Source organism: Serratia sp. CY32780 (genome assembly GCF_052169135.1).
Taxonomy (GTDB): Bacteria; Pseudomonadota; Gammaproteobacteria; order Enterobacterales; family Enterobacteriaceae; genus Serratia; species Serratia sarumanii.
Map to the genome: position 1 here is coordinate 1 of NZ_JBJNLI010000008.1, position 16,852 is coordinate 16,852.

The window sequence follows — 16,852 nt, forward strand, 5'->3', positions numbered from 1 at the left end:
CTTGTGGAGTGCCCACACAGATTGTCTGATAAATTGTTAAAGAGCAGTGCCGAGAAACTCATCGGCGCGGGCTGCGTATATTACGCTTTTAGCCCGGAGAGTCAAGCGTTTATTTCGCTATCTTCTCGCTGACCCGGCGGCTTGTCAGTCGTTGTTCCCGGTCAGTGGAGGCGCATTATAGGGAGTTCTCGGCAGGCCGCAACCCCTATTTTCAATATTTTTTCCGACCGTTGAATGTTTAACCAAAACACCGTTAAAGCGGCAGTTTTTTCAACGATTTAAAGCCGTAGCTCTGCAAAACGGGCAATAAAGCGTCAGTATCTTCATTCAACGCCATGCAATAGGCCAGATTCTCTTCCTGGCTCGAGACCAGATTTTCCTGCGTCGAGATGAGCCAGGCGGTACGACGGGCAATCGCCGCGCCGGAATCCACCAGCCGGGTGCCTTCCGGCAACACCTGCATCAGCTCTTCAGCTAATAGAGGGAAATGGGTGCAGCCCAGCACGACGGTATCCGGCGGCTCGCGCATGCTCAGCCACGGATGCAGGATCTTCTTCAGTACCGGCAACGGCACGGCTTCGCCGTGCAGCTTAGCCTCCGCCAACTCCACCAGCTCTGAAGAGCCCAGCAGTTCAATCTTGCAGTCGGTAGCGAAACGGGAAATCAGTTCGTGGGTGTAGCTGCGTTGTACGGTGCCGCGGGTCGCCAACAGGCCGACGATGCCGTTAACGGTAAGACGGGCGGCAGGCTTGATGGCGGGCACCACGCCCACGACCGGGAAGCTGAAACGCTCGCGCAGGGCCGGCAAGGAAACGGTGCTGGCGGTGTTGCAGGCAATGACGACAATCGCCAAAGGATGCCGCTGCTGCACTGCGCCGACAATCTCCACCACACGCTCAACGATAAACTCTTCGGACTTCTCACCGTAGGGGAACGCCACGTTATCGAAAGCGTATATATAGTGGAGATCCGGCAGCAACTGCCGAATCTCCTGATATACCGACAGCCCGCCGACGCCGGAATCGAAAACCAGCACCGTCGGGCGAGGTGTGGCGGTGCTGTTAGAAGGTATAGCTTCCAGTGAGGTAGTATTCTCTTCCTGGAGTAGCGTAGCCATAGGCCGTCTCATAATCTTTATCAAACAGGTTGGCAATTCTACCACGAACTGTCAGATGAGATGTGACCGGATACGAAACTGCGAGATCCCACAGGCTCACGCCGCCGAGTTTCACGCTCTGCTCCGGATAGGTACTGTAGTCCTTGTCATAACGTTGACCCAGATATTGATAAGTCACCGCCCAGTCAAAGTCATACAGCTGCCAGTCCAGCTCATATTTCACCTGCTGTTTGGCGCGGCGCAGCAGCACTTCGTGAGTTTTTGCGTTACGCGGATCGACATAATCGTAACCAATCTGGTGCGTCAGCGGGCCGGTATCAAAAGACGCCGTCGCTTCAATCCCTTTGATGGTGGCCTTACCCACGTTGTAGTAGACGTAGTTGGTTTCCCCCGTCGAATCGATCAAATTGTCGATGTCGTTGCGATAACCGGAGATGCGCCAGGTCACCGGCCCGGTCAGCCCTTCAAAACCGCCTTCCCACTGCTTGCTTTCTTCCGGCTTCAGATCGGTGTTATTGCCAAAGTTGCCGTATAGCTGGCCCATATTGGGTGCTTTGAACGCCGTGCCATACGACGCGATAAAACGGTATCCCTCGACGAACTCCCAGGCCGCGCTGGTTTGCCAGGTGCCGTGCCAGCCAAACTCGGAATGATCGTCACCCCGAACCGCGCCTTCCAGCGTCACCGGGCCAACCAGTTGCTGCGCGGTCAGATAGATGCCTGCATCACGTTGGCTTTTTTCACCCTTTACGGTGGTGGAGTCCGGTTTGATTTTCTGTTGCTGCCAGTCGACGCCAGAGCTTACGGTACCCTGTCCAACCTGCAGCGTATTGCCCCACTGCAGGTTGTACTGTTCGGAATCCACCAGGCTGGCCGAGCTGTCATGCATACCGCGGCGAGGATCGTAATCGTAATCCTTGCTATGGCTGTAGCTGCCGGTCAATTGTGTTGCGTAAATGCCTTCTTTATAACGCAATCCGGTATCCCAGGTTTGGCTGTACAGCTTGCGAGTATCTAGCAGAGAGCTGGCCGGAGAGGAATAGTAACTATCGTACGCCGTGCGGTTGTCGTAGCCATACCCACGTACAAAACCGCTGACCGATTCGCTGAACTGATGCTCAAGCGCACCATACAGCGATTTACTCATAAAGCCATCGCGATCCTGCTGGCTTTGCATACCGGTACTGCCATAGGCCACCACGTCATACCCTTTGGTATAGGTGTAGTCGCCCGCCACCGTCGCCACGGTGCTGTCGCCCAGCTGCTGTTGGGTCGACGCGTCATAGGATTGATAGCCGTTGGAGCCGAGGCCGGCGGAAAGCGTCGTGCCGTTCTTTTCGCGGGTGGTAATGATGTTGACCACGCCGCCGATGGCGTCGGAGCCGTACACCGCCGAGCGCGGGCCGCGGATGTATTCGACTTTCTGCACCAGCGAAATTGGGATTTGGCTAAGATCGGAAGAGCCGCTGACGCCCGCCTGATTAAGGCGAATGCCGTCAATTAGCACCAGCACGTGGCTGGAGTTGGTGCCGCGAATAAACAGCGAGCTCTTTTGCCCCAGCCCGCCGTTCTGGCCAACATCCACGCCCGGCAGGCGGCGCATCACGTCGGTCAGGCTCTTGGCCTGCCAGCGATCGATATCGTTGCGGGTGACGATGGAAGTCGGCGCCAGCACGGAAGAAACCGGCTGCGGGAAACGGTTGGCGGTCACCACCAGGTTATCGCCATTCGTGGTTGTGGTGTTGTCTTGCGCCCATCCAGAAAAAGCCGTGACGGAGGAAACCACCGCCAGCAGCGTATTTTTTGTAATTGTCATGAGAAAAGCATCCAAACTTAATTGGCGGATGCCGCAGGATCATGGCCGATAGTTCGCGACGGCCACGGACATTGCGACGTAACACCGGCAGGTCTTCGGGCTTGGGATTTGCAGGCCGCGGGGCGCGACCGGCAACGGGCGATGACTTCCCATCCTGCAATGGACAGTGTCTGCGTCGAAACGCTATCGCCGTGACTTCCCCTTACCGCTGCGCGTCAGCTCCGGATTCACACCGGATTCCCTTTTCACTCGCTGCTTGAGGCCGGACGGCAATGCTACGATCAATGAAAATAGATGTCTAGACTGCTACTAATGTTACAAATAATAAACGCGACAAAACTGGACTTCACGGGCTGATTCCCTACAATCCCCGCTGATCAAATTTGCCTGACGAGAAGACACACATGACGCCCGAGAATTTGCCTATTGAACGTTACGATGACCAACTGGCGGAGAAAGTCGCCCGCCTGAAGACGTTGATGTCACCGTTCGCGGCGCCCGAGCCGGAAGTGTTCCGCTCGCCAGTCGACCACTACCGCATGCGCGCCGAATTCCGCATCTGGCACGACGCGGACGACATGTACCACATCATGTTCGATCAGCAGACCAAGCAGCGTATTCGCGTCGATCGTTTCCCGGCCGCCAGCGAACTGATCAACCGCCTGATGAGCGCCCTGATCGCCGCGCTGAAACCGGAACCGATCCTGCGTCACAAGCTGTTCCAGATCGATTATCTGTCGACGCAAAGCGGCAAAATCATCGCCTCGCTGCTGTACCACCGCAAGCTGGATGACGTTTGGCAACGGCGCGCCGAGCAGCTGCGTGACGATCTGCGCGCGCAGGGTTTCGACCTGCAGCTGATCGGCCGGGCGTCGAAGACCAAAATCATGCTCGACCAGGATTATGTTGACGAAGTACTGCCGGTCGCCGGCCGCGACATGATCTACCGCCAGGTGGAAAACAGCTTTACTCAGCCCAACGCGGCCATGAACGTGCAGATGCTGGAATGGGCGCTGGCGGTGACCGCCGGTTCCAAAGGCGATTTGCTGGAGCTGTATTGCGGCAACGGCAACTTCTCGCTGGCGCTGGCGCGCAATTTCGAGCGCGTGCTGGCGACCGAGATCGCCAAACCGTCGGTGGCGGCGGCGCAATACAACATCGCTGCCAACCATATCGACAATGTGCAGATCATCCGCATGGCGGCGGAAGACTTCACTCAGGCGATGAACGGGGTGCGCGAATTCAACCGATTGAAAGGCATCGATCTGAGCGGCTACAACTGCGAGACGATTTTCGTCGATCCGCCGCGCAGCGGGCTGGACGAGGAAACGGTGAAGATGGTGCAGGCCTACCCGCGCATTCTGTATATCTCATGCAATCCGGAAACGCTGTGCGCCAACCTGGAAACGCTGCAGGCCACGCACCGGGTCAGCCGCCTGGCGCTGTTCGATCAGTTCCCGTATACCCATCACATGGAATGCGGCGTGCTGCTGGAAAAGCACCGCTGATACGACAGGGGCGCCATCATGGCGCCCCGTTTCATTACGACTCTTGAGTCGGCGCATCCGGCGCCTTGCGCGCCTTCAGTTTCATCCCGATCCACAGCACCAACGCCACGCAGATCACCGACGGCAGGAAGTTGGAACCGATCTGCGGGTATTCGGCGCGCACGATGGCGCTGTACATCAGCAGCCCCAGCAGGAAACAGGCCGCCGCCAGCTTCGGCATGCCGTCCGGCATAGCGCGGTTCAGGTAACGCTGATGCAGGCAGTACACCGCCAGCACCAACGCAATCAGCGGGAAGATCGAAAACGGCACCACCGAGCTGAACAGCGCGGCAAACGAACCGTTGATCGAAAGGCCGGCAATCAACGCCAGCAGTAAGGTGCCATTTTCACGGCCTGGTTTTTCCATCATTTTTTACCTTTTTTATACGTGGGACACAGAAGCTTTTTCTTGTTCGCGGCGATACCAGTAATACGCCCCTTTGGAGATCATCCGCAGCTGCAGCACCAGCCGCTCTTCCAGCTGCTGCCGCTGCTCGACGTCGATATCCAGCGCTTCCGCGCCGGCGCTGAACACGATGGTGACCATCGCCTCCGCCTGCGCTTCGGTAAAGCTGCGCGGCATGTGGTTTTCCAACTCGAGGTAGTCCGCCAGTTCGGCGATGAAATGCTGGATCTCGCGCGCCACCGCCGCACGGAATGCCGCCGACGTGCCGGAGCGCTCGCGCAGCAGCAGGCGGAAGGCGTTCGGGTTGTTGCCGATAAATTCCATAAAGGTGGACACCGAGGTGCGGATCACGCTGCCGCCCTTGGCGATGCGTTGGCGCGCCTGGCGCATCAACTGACGCAGCATCAGGCCGCTTTCGTCCACCATGGTCAGCCCCAGCTCATCCACATCGCGGAAATGGCGGTAAAACGATGTGGGCGCGATGCCCGCCTCGCGTGAAACTTCCCGCAGGCTCAGGCTGGCGAAGCTGCGTTCGGCGCTCAGCTGGCTGAATGCGGCTTCGATCAGGGAACGACGAGTCCGTTCTTTTTGTTGTGCTCTGACGCCCATATGCATATCCGGATAGGTTCCATTCTCTCAGTCTAACGCCCTAGACTCGGCAATATAGCAAATTTTATTGCAACAGCATTTATACTAACGCGCTCTATCACACTTCCGCCCTGAGCCGATTGTGCTTTGCCTCAAAAAGCCTAATGGTGATTGGGTGAGCAGCGCTATGATGTTAAGATACCGTTGTAATCTTGTATAAAAAACAGGTCTCTCCTACATGCAACAGCACTATCAATTTGATGCCATTGTGATTGGCTCGGGCCCTGGTGGTGAAGGTGCCGCCATGGGGCTGGTGAAACAGGGCGCCCGCGTGGCCGTTATCGAACGGTACAACAACGTAGGCGGCGGATGTACCCACTGGGGCACCATCCCTTCCAAAGCCCTCCGCCACGCCGTCAGCCGCATTATCGAATTCAACCAGAACCCGCTTTACAACAACTCGCGCACGCTCAGCGCGACCTTCCCTGACATTTTACGCCACGCCGATAACGTCATCAGCCAGCAAACCCGCATGCGCCAAGGGTTCTATGAGCGGAACCAGTGCAAACTGTTCGCCGGCGACGCGCGCTTCATCGACGCCAACACCGTCAGCGTCAGCTATATGGACGGCACTCAGGACACCATCCGCGCCGACCACATCGTGATCGCCTGCGGCTCGCGCCCTTATCACCCGGCCAGCGTCGATTTCAATCACCCGCGCATCTATGACAGCGACTCCATTCTCGAGCTGAGCCATGAACCGCGCCACGTGATCATTTACGGCGCCGGGGTGATCGGCTGCGAATACGCGTCTATCTTCCGCGGTCTGAACGTCAAGGTCGATCTGATCAACACCCGCGATCGCCTGCTGGCATTCCTCGATCAGGAGATGTCGGATTCGCTCTCTTACCACTTCTGGAACAACGGCGTGGTGATCCGCCATAACGAGGAGTTCGAGAAGATTGAAGGCACCGAAGACGGCGTGATCGTGCACCTGAAGTCCGGCAAGAAGGTGAAAGCGGACTGCCTGCTGTACGCCAACGGCCGTACCGGCAACACAGATTCGCTGGGGTTGGAAAACGTCGGCCTGGAATCGGACAGCCGCGGGCTGCTGAAGGTGAACAGCATGTACCAAACCGCGCTGTCGCACATCTATGCGGTCGGTGACGTGATCGGCTATCCGAGCCTGGCTTCCGCCGCCTACGATCAGGGCCGCATCGCCGCGCAGGCGATCGCTTCCGGCGAAGCCAGCGGTCACCTAATCGAAGATATCCCGACCGGCATCTACACCATTCCGGAAATCAGCTCCGTCGGCAAAACCGAGCAGGAACTGACGGCGATGAAGGTGCCGTATGAAGTGGGCCGCGCCCAGTTCAAGCATCTGGCGCGCGCGCAGATCGCCGGGATGAACGTTGGCAGCCTGAAGATCCTGTTCCATCGCGACACCCTGCAGATCCTCGGGATCCACTGCTTCGGCGAGCGTGCGGCGGAGATCATCCACATCGGTCAGGCGATCATGGAACAGAAAGGTGAAGGCAATACTATCGAGTATTTCGTTAATACGACCTTCAACTATCCGACCATGGCCGAAGCCTACCGGGTGGCGGCGCTTAACGGCTTAAACCGCCTGTTTTAACGCGTTGTCGATGTAGCCCTGCATGTGCTCGCGGATCGCTTCGGCCAACTGCTCATAACGGCTGCGCAGTGGGGAACCGGGGCGATACACCAACGCGATGGTGCGCTTCGGTTCCGGCTTGTAGCAATCCAGATAGCAGACGCCGTCGCGTTCGCGCTGCGGCGGCACCGCCAGTGACGGCAGCAGGGTAATGCCGCTGCCGGCCGCGACCATATTGCGCAGCGTTTCCAGACTGGTGGCGCGGAAGTGGGTATCTTCGTCCGCGCCCGCCTGGAAGCAGAAGCCCATCGCCTGATCGCGCAGGCAGTGCCCATCCTCCAGCATCAGCAGCTTCTCTCCCGCCAAATCCGGCATCGCCACGCGCTCGCGCTGCGCCCACGGGTGATCGGAATACACCGCCAGCTTCATCGGTTCATCGAACAGAGGCACTTCGATAAACGCCTCGGTTTCCTTCACCAATGCCAGAATGGCGCAGTCCAATTTGCCGCTGTCGAGTTGCGCCAGCAGTTGCTGGGTTTGCGCTTCGTGCAGGTACATTTCCAGTTTCGGGAAAGTTTTGTGCAGCGTCGGGATGATCTGCGGCAGCAGATAAGGCCCCACGGTCGGGATCAGGCCGATGTGCAGCGGCCCGGACATGGCTTCGCCCTGCTGGCTGGCCATCTCCTTCAATACTTTCACTTCGCGCAGCACGGTACGCGCCTGCTCCACCAGCAGCAGACCCGCCTGGGTGAACAGCACCTTGCGGCTGGTGCGCTCGAGCAGCATGACGCCCAACTCGTCTTCCAGCTTGCGGATCTGCCCGCTCAGCGTGGGTTGGCTTACATGGCATGAATCGGCCGCGCGGCGGAAGTGCCGGTGCTCGGCCAAGGCGACCAGATACTCTAAATCACGAATATTCATTGTTTCCCTCCATTCCATGATAGCTCATGGCGATAGATAAGATAGCAATGAGCGATTAGATCTATCAACCCCCAGCGACAATAATGTGTCCCAACGAAGCGATATCGCGCTAAATGCTAAAAATTAATTTTGCTAATTAAGGGGTTAATCAATGTTTACCAGTCAAGAAGGCAAGAAAGTTCCTCAGGTTACTTTCCACACCCGTCAGGGCGACCAATGGATTGATGTGACCACTGATGACCTGTTCAAAAACAAAACCGTTATCGTGTTCTCGCTGCCGGGCGCATTTACGCCAACCTGTTCTTCGAGCCATTTGCCGCGCTACAACGAACTGTCCAGCGTATTCAAGCAGCACGGCGTCGACGGCATTCTGTGCGTCTCGGTGAACGATACCTTCGTGATGAACGCCTGGAAAGCCGATCAGCATGCGGAAAACATCACCTTCGTGCCGGACGGCAACGGTGAATTCACCAAAGGCATGAACATGCTGGTCGAGAAAGCGGATCTGGGCTTTGGCCCGCGTTCATGGCGCTACTCGATGCTGGTGCGCGACGGCGTGGTCGAGAAAATGTTCGTCGAACCGAACAAGCCGGGCGACCCGTTTGAAGTGTCCGACGCCGACACCATGCTGAAATACCTGGCGCCGGAATTCAAAGTGCAGGAGTCGGTCTCCCTGTTCACCAAGCCGGGCTGCCCATTCTGCGCCAAAGCCAAGCAAATGCTGCAAGAGCGCGGCATTCAGTATGAAGAGATCGTACTGGGCAAAGACGCCACCACCGTCAGTCTGCGCGCCGTCAGCGGCCGCGCCACGGTGCCGCAAGTGTTCATCGGTGGCCGTCACATCGGCGGCAGCGACGATCTGGAAACTTTCCTGTCAGCTTAATAAGTAATAACAAAGCCAACGTGAACTTTGGCGGGCTACGGCCCGCCCTTTTTTTACCTTTCAGGAGCGGATATGAAACTGTTGAACGTTGATGTTGCGGTCATCGGCGGCGGCACCGCAGGGCTCGGCGCCTATCGCGCGGCCAAACTGTCTACCCCCAACGTGGTGATGATCGAAGGCGGGCCTTACGGCACCACCTGTGCGCGCGTTGGCTGCATGCCATCCAAATTATTGATAGCCGCTGCCGAAGCGGTACATCAAATCGAACGCGCGCCGGGCTTTGGCGTGCACCCAACCGGTACAACCCGCATCGACGGGCGCGAAGTGATGGCGCGCGTCAAACGCGAACGCGATCGCTTCGTCGGCTTCGTGCTGGAAGGCGTGGACGAGATCCCGGCCGGCGATAAAATTCAGGGCTATGCCCGCTTTATCGACGACAACACGCTGAAGGTCGACGAGCATACGCGCATCGTGGCGCAGCGCATCGTGATCGCCACCGGTTCCCGCCCCAGCTGGCCGGCGCCGTGGAACGAACTGGGCGATCGTCTGATCGTCAACGACGATCTGTTCAACTGGGATGATTTGCCGCAGTCCGTAGCGGTATTCGGCCCTGGCGTCATCGGGCTCGAGCTGGGGCAAGCGCTGCACCGCCTCGGTGTCGACACCAAGGTCTTCGGCATCGGCGGCGCCGTCGGGCCGCTGACCGACAGCGCCGTGCGCGACTACGCCGCCAACGCGCTGGGGGAAGAGTTCTATCTCGACGCCGACGTGAAGGTAGAGATGATGCAGCGCGAAGGCGACCGCGTATTTATCCGCTATCGGGATCTGCAGGGCCAACCGCAGGAGATCCTGGTGGACTACGTGCTGGCCGCCACCGGCCGCCGCCCCAACGTCGATCGGCTGGGCCTCGAAAACACCGGCTTACAGCTCGACGCCCGAGGCGTGCCGTTGGCCGACCGCCTGACGATGCAAACCAGCGTGCCGCATATTTTCATCGCCGGCGACGCCAGCAACCAGCTGCCGCTGCTGCATGAGGCCAGCGATCAGGCGCGCATCGCCGGCGCCAACGCCGGCAGTTTCCCGGAGATCAATCCGGGCCTGCGCCGCAGCGCGATTTCAGTGGTGTTCTCCGATCCGCAGATCGCCATGGTCGGCTCGACCTTCCGCGAGCTGAGCGAGAAGTTCAGCGCCTGCGGCTGCTTTGAAGTGGGCCAGGTCTCGTTTGAGAATCAGGGCCGCTCGCGGGTGATGCTGCGCAACAAAGGCATTCTGCACGTCTACGGCGAGCAAGGCACCGGCCGTTTCCTCGGCGCGGAAATGATCGGCCCGGACGCCGAGCACATCGCGCACCTGTTGGCCTGGGCGCATCAGCAACAGATGACCGTCGATCAGATGCTGGACATGCCGTTCTATCACCCGGTGATCGAGGAAGGCTTGCGCACCGCGCTGCGTGACCTGCAGGCGAAGCTCAAACTCGGCACGGCCGAAATCGAGCGCTGCCAGCGCTGCCCGGGCGAATAACCTCTCATTCTCCGTTCATCCCCACCGGGCCTTCAGGCCCGGTTTTTTTGCGCAGCACTTTCCACATTTTCCTCCCTCCTCTTGCCTCACGGCCCTTCTGCGTTCATTTTTTATGCTTCGACATTGAAGTGATACCAATAACGATACTAGAATAAAGCAAGGAGCCAGAATGGAGGAAGAACATGGAAAAGCATAAACACTATACCTATCGCATCACCTGGTCAGCGGAAGATCGTGAATATGTCGGGCTGTGCGCCGAATTCCCCTCGTTGTCCTGGCTGGCGGCCACGCGTACCGGCGCGCTGGAGGGTATCGAAAAAGTGGTGAGCGAAACGATCGACGATATGTTGGCGCAAGGTGAAACGCCGCCGCAGGCGCTGGCGGAAAAGAACTTCAGCGGAAAACTGGTGTTGCGCATGACGCCGGAACAGCATCGGCGGCTGGCGATCGGCGCGATGGAGGAAGGCGTGAGTCTGAACCGTTATCTGTGCGCACGCCTGGCGGGGTAGAGGTTCAAGGGCGGCACCGGGCCGCCCTTGTCGTCGTCAAGCCAAACGCTGTTTCGCTGCGGCGATTGCCGCGGCCACCTGCTGCGGCGCGACGCCGCCTTTGGCCGCACGCTTGTCCAGGCAGGATTGCAAGGCCAGGATCGGGTAAACGTCGTCGCCGATCGTTGCGCTGAACTGCTGCAAGTCCGCCAGCGGCAGCGCTTCCAGCGGTTTGCCCTGGCGAATCGCTTCTACCACCGCCTCGCCGACGATATGGTGCGCCTCGCGGAACGGCACGCCCTTGGCGACCAGGTAATCCGCCAGTTCGGTGGCGTTGGCATAGCCCTGCTCCGCCGCTTCCTGGCAGCGCGGGCGCTTCACCTGAATGCCGTCCAGCACCAGCGCCGCCATCTGCAGGCAGTCCATCCAGGTGTCGAGCGCGTCGAACAGCCCTTCTTTGTCTTCCTGCATGTCTTTGTTGTACGCCAGCGGCAGGCCTTTCAGCGTCATCATCATGCCGGTCAGCGCGCCCTGCACGCGGCCGCACTTGCCGCGGATCAGCTCCAGCGCGTCCGGGTTTTTCTTCTGCGGCATCAGCGAAGAACCGGAGGTCACACGGTCGGACAGCTCGACAAACGCTGCTTCGCCGCTGTTGAAGAAGATCAGGTCTTCGGCGAAGCGCGACAGGTGCACCATGCTGATGGCGGCGTTGGACAGCAGCTCCAGCACGTGATCGCGATCGGATACGCTGTCCAGGCTGTTGCGGGTCGCCGAGGCGAAGCCCAGCCAGCCGGCCAGCTGCTCGCGATCGATAGGATAAGCGGTGCCGGCCAGCGCGCCGCTGCCCAGCGGGCTGACGTCCAGCCGTTTCAGGGTATCCTGCAGGCGGCTCTCATCGCGCGCCAGCATCTCGACATAGGCCAGGCACCAGTGCGCGAAGGTCACCGGCTGCGCGCGTTGCAGGTGGGTATACCCCGGCATCACCGCATCCTGGTTGGCTTCGGCGGTCTCCACCAGCGCCTGCTGCAGCTGGACGATCGCCTGATGCAGATCGCCGACTTGCTGTTTGCACCACAGCTTCAGATCGGTCGCGACCTGATCGTTGCGGCTGCGGCCGGTGTGCAGCTTCTTGCCCAAATCGCCGACCTTCTCGATCAGCTTCTGCTCCACCCAGCTGTGGATGTCTTCGGCATCGCTTTGGACGATCGCCAAAGGATCGGCCTGGACCTCCGTCAGTAGCGCATTCAGCGCCTGCTCCAGCTGCTGTTGCTCCGTTGCCGTCAACACGTTAACGGTCACCAGCGCCTTCGACCAGGCCACCGAGCCCACGATATCCTGCTCCGCCAGGCGATAATCGAACCGCAGCGAATCGTTGAGTTGCTTGAACCGCTGATCCGCCGCCTGAGTGAACCGTCCGCCCCAAAGTGCCATATCTTACTCCTGAATTTTTATGCGAAAGGGCGCAGCATGCTGCGCCCTTGCAGAGTCACGCCAATCGATTATTTATTCTTTTTCTCGTTCAACGCGCGGATGCGTGAAGACAGAGAGAACAGGCGGATAAAGCCGCCCGCGTGGCTGTGATCGTAAACTTCGTCTTCGCCGAAGGTGGCGAACTCTTCGGAGTACAGGCTGTTGGCGGATTTTTTCTGGATCGCCGTCACCTGGCCTTTGTACAGCTGCAGCACCACTTCACCGTTTACCTCTTCAGCCAATGCTTCGGCAGAGGCCTGCAGCGAGCGGCGCAGCGGCGCGAACCAGCGGCCGTCGTACACCACATAAGACATCTCCAGGCCCAGCTGCTCGCGCCATTTGAAGCTGTCGCGGTCCAGCACCAGCTGCTCGACGGCGCGCAGCGCCGCCACCATGATGGTGCCCCCCGGGGTTTCATAGCAGCCGCGGGATTTGATACCCACCAAGCGGTTTTCCACGATGTCGATACGGCCGACGCCGTGCTTGGCGCCCAGCGCGTTCAGGGTTTCCAGGCACTGGTACGGCGACAGCGCTTTACCGTTAACCGCCACGACGCGGCCTTTCTCAACGGTGACGGTCACCTGCTCAGGCTGGTCCGGCGCTTCCTGCGGATCGACGGTCCACACCCAGCAATCTTTGTTCGGCGCATTCCACGGGCTTTCCAGCACGCCGCCTTCGGTGGAGATGTGCCAGGCGTTTTCATCGCGGCTGTAGATCTTCTCCAACGACGCGGTAGTCGGGATGTTGCGCTCTTTCAGGTAATCCAGCAGCGCTTCACGGGAACGCAGGTTCCACTCACGCCACGGCGCCACCACTTTCAGCTGCGGTGCCAGCGCGGTGTAGGTGGTCTCGAAGCGCACCTGGTCGTTGCCTTTGCCGGTCGCGCCGTGGCACAGCGCGTCGGCGCCCACTTTCAACGCCAGCTCGACCTGCGCCTTGGCGATGATCGGCCGCGCCATCGAGGTGCCCAGCAGGTAGCTGCCCTCGTACAGGGCGCCGGTCTGCAGCACCGGATAAACGTAATCGCGGATAAATTCTTCACGCAGATCGACCACGTGACATTCAGAGGCACCGGACTGCAGGGCTTTTTGCTCCACGCCTTCCAGATCGCTGCGCTCCTGACCGATGTCCGCCACGAACGCCACCACTTCACAGCCGCCGTAGTTCTCTTTCAGCCATGGAATGATGGCCGAGGTATCCAGGCCGCCGGAGTACGCCAGAACGATTTTTTTGATGCCTTGGTTTTGCATGATCTATTCCTTTCTAATTCTAAAATTAAGCGAGGATCCGGGTGCCAATCGACACGCCGTTAAACAAAGCAGGAAGCTGATCGGCATGGCGCCAGCTGGCGATATCCACCGGGCGGCCGAGGGTGCGGGCTGCGTCGAGCGCCGCATTCACCTTCACCACCATACCATCGGTGATAATGCCTTGCGCGATCAGTTGTTCCGCTTTTTGCGCCGTCATTTCCGCAATGCGTTGCCCCTTGCCGTCGAGGATGCCGCTGACGTCCGACAGCAGGATCAGATCCGCCCCCAGCGTCGCCGCCAGCGCCGTCGCCGCCTGATCGGCGTTCACGTTCATTAACTGCCCATCGGCGGTGATGCCGATGGAGCTGACAACCGGCAGGTAGCCGGCGCTCAGCAGGGTATTGAGCAGCGCGGGGGAACCGGGCTGCGCGTTGCCGACGTGGCCCAATGCCGGATCGAGCGGGGTCACGACTGCGCTGCCGCCGTCCGCCAGGCTCAGGCCGACGGCGTTGATTTGGTGTTTAATCGCCCACGCCAGCAGCGTTTTGTTGGCGGTGCCGGCCAGCGCGCCGGTGATGATGTCGATCTGATCGGCCGGCGTGACCCGCAGGCCGTTCTTTTTCACCACCGGCAAAGAGAGCTGCTTCATCAGTTCGTCCACCACGCAGCCGCCGCCGTGCACGATCACCAGCGGGCGCTGATGCTGCTGCCGGTAGCTGTCCAGCGCGGTAAACAGACGCTCCAGCGCTTCTTCACTGTCTAATAACACGCCACCTAACTTGATAATTAACGGGTTCATTGCTGTTTACTCACGCTGGTTTAAAGGAGTGACTGGGTTTCCGGGAAGCCGAAACGGATATTCAGGCATTGCACCGCCTGCGCCGCCGCGCCTTTCAGCAGGTTGTCTTCCACCGCCACGGCAATCAGATGCTCGCCCTGCACCGCAAAGCCGATGTCGCAGAACGGCAGCCCCACCACCGCTTTCAGCGCCGGCACGCCCTGGTCGTACAGCCGCACCAGCGGCTTGTCGTCATAGGCGGCGTGATAGGCGGCGGCCACATCCTGCGCGGTCACGCCGGCCTTCAGGCGGCAGGTGATGGTTTCAAGGATGCCGCGCGGGAAGTTGCCCAGGTGCGGCGTAAAGATAACCGGCACGCCCAGGTGCGCGGCGATCTCCGGCTGGTGCCGATGAGTGAAAATACCGTACGGCTGCAGGCTCACTTCGCAGAAGCTGGTGGTCATGCTGGCCTTACGACCGGCGCCGCTGACGCCGCTGGTGGCGTTGATCACCGGCCACTGGTCGAGGTTCAGCAGCTGCTTCTCGATCAACGGCTTCAGCGCCAGCTGCGCCGCCGTCGGGTAACAGCCCGGCACGGCAATCAGCTGCGCCTGTTTAATCTTGTCGCTCTGCCATTCCGCCAGGCCGTATACCGCCTGCTCCAGCAGGGCGCCATGCTGATGTTCAAAACCGTAGTACTGGCTATAAAAACCGGCGTCCTGCACGCGGAAGGCGCCCGACAGATCGAACACCACGCAGCCCGCCGCCAAGAAGGCCGGTGCGATATCGTGGCTGACTTCATGGGCGGTGGCGAGGAACACCACGTCGATGCCCTGCGCCGCCTTGGCAACGTCGGTCAACGGCTGTAGCGGCAGATCGACGATGCCTTTCAACTGGGGATGGAGATCGGAAAGCAACTTTCCTGCATCTGCACTTTGCGCTGAAACCGCTAAAGCGGTTATGTTCATGTGTGGGTGGCGATTCAGGTAAGCCGTGAGCTCCGCTCCGGCGTAACCGCTGGCACCAACGATCAGCGTATTCAACATGTGGCCTTTCACCTTCTAAACTGACGTGCGGTCGCTTGCGACCCAGGTAACAGGGCTAGCCAGCGTTGTTGCGCCGTTCACCCACGGAGCCAGGCGTTGATGCTTTTATAAACATCCGGGTATCGGGTTCCCTTACGCTTCGGCTTACTGTATTTTTATTCAAAATAAATGCATGAATATTGATACTATCCTAACCAAAGGCTGTCAACAGTGAAGATGAAATTACCTCCATTTATTGAGCTGTACCGGGCGTTGATCGCAACGAAGTCGATCAGCGCCACCGATGCCGGCCTCGATCAGAGCAATGAGGCGTTAATCAACTTGCTGGCCGGCTGGTTTGCCGACCTGGGCTTTCGCGTCGACGTGCAGCCGGTGCCGGAATCGCGCCACAAATTCAACCTGCTGGCCAGCATCGGCGAAGGCAGCGGCGGCCTGCTGCTGGCCGGCCATACCGATACGGTGCCTTACGACGAAGGCCGCTGGACGCGCGATCCCTTCACCCTGACCGAGCACGACAACAAGCTCTACGGCCTGGGCACCGCCGACATGAAAGGCTTCTTCGCCTTTATTCTGGATGCGGTGCGCGACATCGACGCGAGCAAATTGACCAAGCCGCTGTACATTCTGGCTACCGCAGATGAAGAAACGACGATGGCCGGCGCGCGTTATTTCGCCGCTTCCACCGCCATTCGTCCGGATTTCGCCATCATCGGCGAACCGACCTCGCTGCAGCCGGTGCGCGCGCACAAGGGCCACATGGCCAACGCCATTCGCATCGTCGGCCAGTCCGGCCACTCCAGCGATCCGGCGCGCGGCGTCAACGCCATCGATCTGATGCACGAATCCATCGGTCGCCTGATGGAGCTGCGCAAAACCCTGCAGGAGCGCTACAACAATCCGGCGTTCGCCGTGCCTTATCCCACCATGAACTTCGGCCATATCAGCGGCGGCGACGCGGCCAACCGCATCTGCGCCTGCTGCGAGCTGCACCTGGATATCCGCCCGCTGCCCGGCATGACGCTAGACAACATCAACGAGCTGATGCATCAGGCATTGGAGCCGGTGAGCCAACGCTGGCCGGGCCGTCTGACCATCGAAGAGCTGCACGCGTCGGTGCCGGGTTACGAATGCCCGACCGACCACCGCATGGTGGCGGTGATCGAGGAGCTGCTGGGCACCCGCACGCAGGTGGTCAACTACTGCACCGAAGCGCCGTTCGTGCAGCAGGTCTGCCCGACGTTGGTGCTCGGGCCCGGTTCCATCGATCAGGCCCACCAGCCGGACGAATACATCGACACCGCGTTTATCGAACCGACGCGCAAACTGCTGGGCCAGCTGGTCAATCACTTTTGCCGGCAGTAAACCCGACATTTAACAGGGGAAACGCGCTATGCTTCCCCTAACTC

Annotated in this window: 15 protein-coding genes and 1 riboswitch; of the genes, 6 read left to right on the forward strand and 9 right to left on the reverse strand. The window is 59.6% G+C overall.

Features of this window, described 5'->3' with window-relative positions; translation table 11 throughout:
- Nucleotides 1-253 precede the first annotated feature (253 nt).
- Nucleotides 254-1,117 carry a glutamate racemase gene (murI, locus tag ACJ8HH_RS22695; protein ID WP_033636418.1) on the reverse strand — a complete coding sequence of 288 codons (864 nt, stop codon included), beginning with the start codon at nucleotides 1,115-1,117 and terminating at the stop codon, nucleotides 254-256.
- A complete protein-coding gene (gene btuB, locus ACJ8HH_RS22700) occupies nucleotides 1,062-2,933 on the reverse strand; it encodes a TonB-dependent vitamin B12 receptor BtuB (RefSeq protein ID WP_033649900.1) in 1,872 nt (623 codons plus the stop codon). Before btuB ends, murI begins: the two co-directional genes overlap by 56 nt.
- 69 nt (nucleotides 2,934-3,002) lie before the next feature.
- Nucleotides 3,003-3,222: riboswitch (cobalamin riboswitch) on the reverse strand.
- Between the two features lie 115 nt (nucleotides 3,223-3,337).
- Between btuB and trmA the strand changes: the two genes are divergently transcribed.
- Nucleotides 3,338-4,441 (forward strand): tRNA (uridine(54)-C5)-methyltransferase TrmA, encoded by a 1,104-nt coding sequence (trmA, locus tag ACJ8HH_RS22705; RefSeq protein WP_033636420.1) that lies wholly within the window; start codon nucleotides 3,338-3,340, stop codon nucleotides 4,439-4,441.
- Between the two features lie 34 nt (nucleotides 4,442-4,475).
- Here the strand turns inward: trmA and ACJ8HH_RS22710 are convergent, their stop codons facing one another.
- Nucleotides 4,476-4,847 (reverse strand): YijD family membrane protein, encoded by a 372-nt coding sequence (locus tag ACJ8HH_RS22710; RefSeq protein WP_033649905.1) that lies wholly within the window; start codon nucleotides 4,845-4,847, stop codon nucleotides 4,476-4,478.
- A 15-nt stretch (nucleotides 4,848-4,862) separates the two neighbouring features.
- The gene (gene fabR / locus ACJ8HH_RS22715; RefSeq protein ID WP_004931044.1) at nucleotides 4,863-5,495 is read right to left on the reverse strand and encodes an HTH-type transcriptional repressor FabR; all 633 of its coding nucleotides are present in this window, start codon (nucleotides 5,493-5,495) and stop codon (nucleotides 4,863-4,865) included.
- A gap of 217 nt (nucleotides 5,496-5,712) precedes the next feature.
- On the opposite strand from fabR, the gene sthA reads away from it, so the two are divergent.
- Nucleotides 5,713-7,110 (forward strand): Si-specific NAD(P)(+) transhydrogenase, encoded by a 1,398-nt coding sequence (gene sthA / locus ACJ8HH_RS22720; RefSeq protein WP_004931047.1) that lies wholly within the window; start codon nucleotides 5,713-5,715, stop codon nucleotides 7,108-7,110.
- On the opposite strand, the gene oxyR is transcribed toward sthA, so the two are convergent.
- The gene (oxyR, locus tag ACJ8HH_RS22725) at nucleotides 7,093-8,010 is read right to left on the reverse strand and encodes a DNA-binding transcriptional regulator OxyR (RefSeq protein ID WP_033636422.1); all 918 of its coding nucleotides are present in this window, start codon (nucleotides 8,008-8,010) and stop codon (nucleotides 7,093-7,095) included. The two genes, sthA and oxyR, sit on opposite strands and share 18 nt — an antisense overlap.
- Nucleotides 8,011-8,161: 151 nt before the next feature.
- Here oxyR and ACJ8HH_RS22730 point away from each other — a divergent pair, with 151 nt between their 5' ends.
- The 3 genes from ACJ8HH_RS22730 (at nucleotide 8,162) to ACJ8HH_RS22740 (ending at nucleotide 10,923) form a co-directional block, all read left to right on the forward strand.
- Nucleotides 8,162-8,893 (forward strand): glutathione peroxidase, encoded by a 732-nt coding sequence (locus ACJ8HH_RS22730; protein ID WP_019452251.1) that lies wholly within the window; start codon nucleotides 8,162-8,164, stop codon nucleotides 8,891-8,893.
- Between the two features lie 72 nt (nucleotides 8,894-8,965).
- Entirely contained in the window at nucleotides 8,966-10,414 is a 1,449-nt protein-coding gene (locus ACJ8HH_RS22735) for a dihydrolipoyl dehydrogenase (RefSeq protein WP_060452110.1), read from the forward strand.
- A gap of 182 nt (nucleotides 10,415-10,596) precedes the next feature.
- Nucleotides 10,597-10,923 carry a type II toxin-antitoxin system HicB family antitoxin gene (locus ACJ8HH_RS22740; RefSeq protein WP_060452109.1) on the forward strand — a complete coding sequence of 109 codons (327 nt, stop codon included), beginning with the start codon at nucleotides 10,597-10,599 and terminating at the stop codon, nucleotides 10,921-10,923.
- A gap of 36 nt (nucleotides 10,924-10,959) precedes the next feature.
- On the opposite strand, the gene argH is transcribed toward ACJ8HH_RS22740, so the two are convergent.
- The 4 genes from argH to argC form a co-directional block, all read right to left on the reverse strand.
- Entirely contained in the window at nucleotides 10,960-12,333 is a 1,374-nt protein-coding gene (argH, locus tag ACJ8HH_RS22745) for an argininosuccinate lyase (RefSeq protein WP_033636426.1), read from the reverse strand.
- A gap of 68 nt (nucleotides 12,334-12,401) precedes the next feature.
- Entirely contained in the window at nucleotides 12,402-13,622 is a 1,221-nt protein-coding gene (locus ACJ8HH_RS22750; protein ID WP_033649897.1) for an argininosuccinate synthase, read from the reverse strand.
- Nucleotides 13,623-13,647: 25 nt separating this feature from the next.
- On the reverse strand, nucleotides 13,648-14,421 hold the full coding sequence (gene argB / locus ACJ8HH_RS22755) for an acetylglutamate kinase (RefSeq protein ID WP_033636427.1): 774 nt from the start codon (nucleotides 14,419-14,421) through the stop codon (nucleotides 13,648-13,650).
- Nucleotides 14,422-14,441: 20 nt separating this feature from the next.
- Entirely contained in the window at nucleotides 14,442-15,446 is a 1,005-nt protein-coding gene (gene argC, locus ACJ8HH_RS22760) for an N-acetyl-gamma-glutamyl-phosphate reductase (RefSeq protein ID WP_025304655.1), read from the reverse strand.
- 216 nt (nucleotides 15,447-15,662) lie between these two features.
- On the opposite strand from argC, the gene argE reads away from it, so the two are divergent.
- Nucleotides 15,663-16,808, forward strand: coding sequence for an acetylornithine deacetylase (argE, locus tag ACJ8HH_RS22765; protein ID WP_033649896.1), 1,146 nt, complete (start codon nucleotides 15,663-15,665; stop codon nucleotides 16,806-16,808).
- The last annotated feature ends 44 nt before the right edge of the window (nucleotides 16,809-16,852 follow it).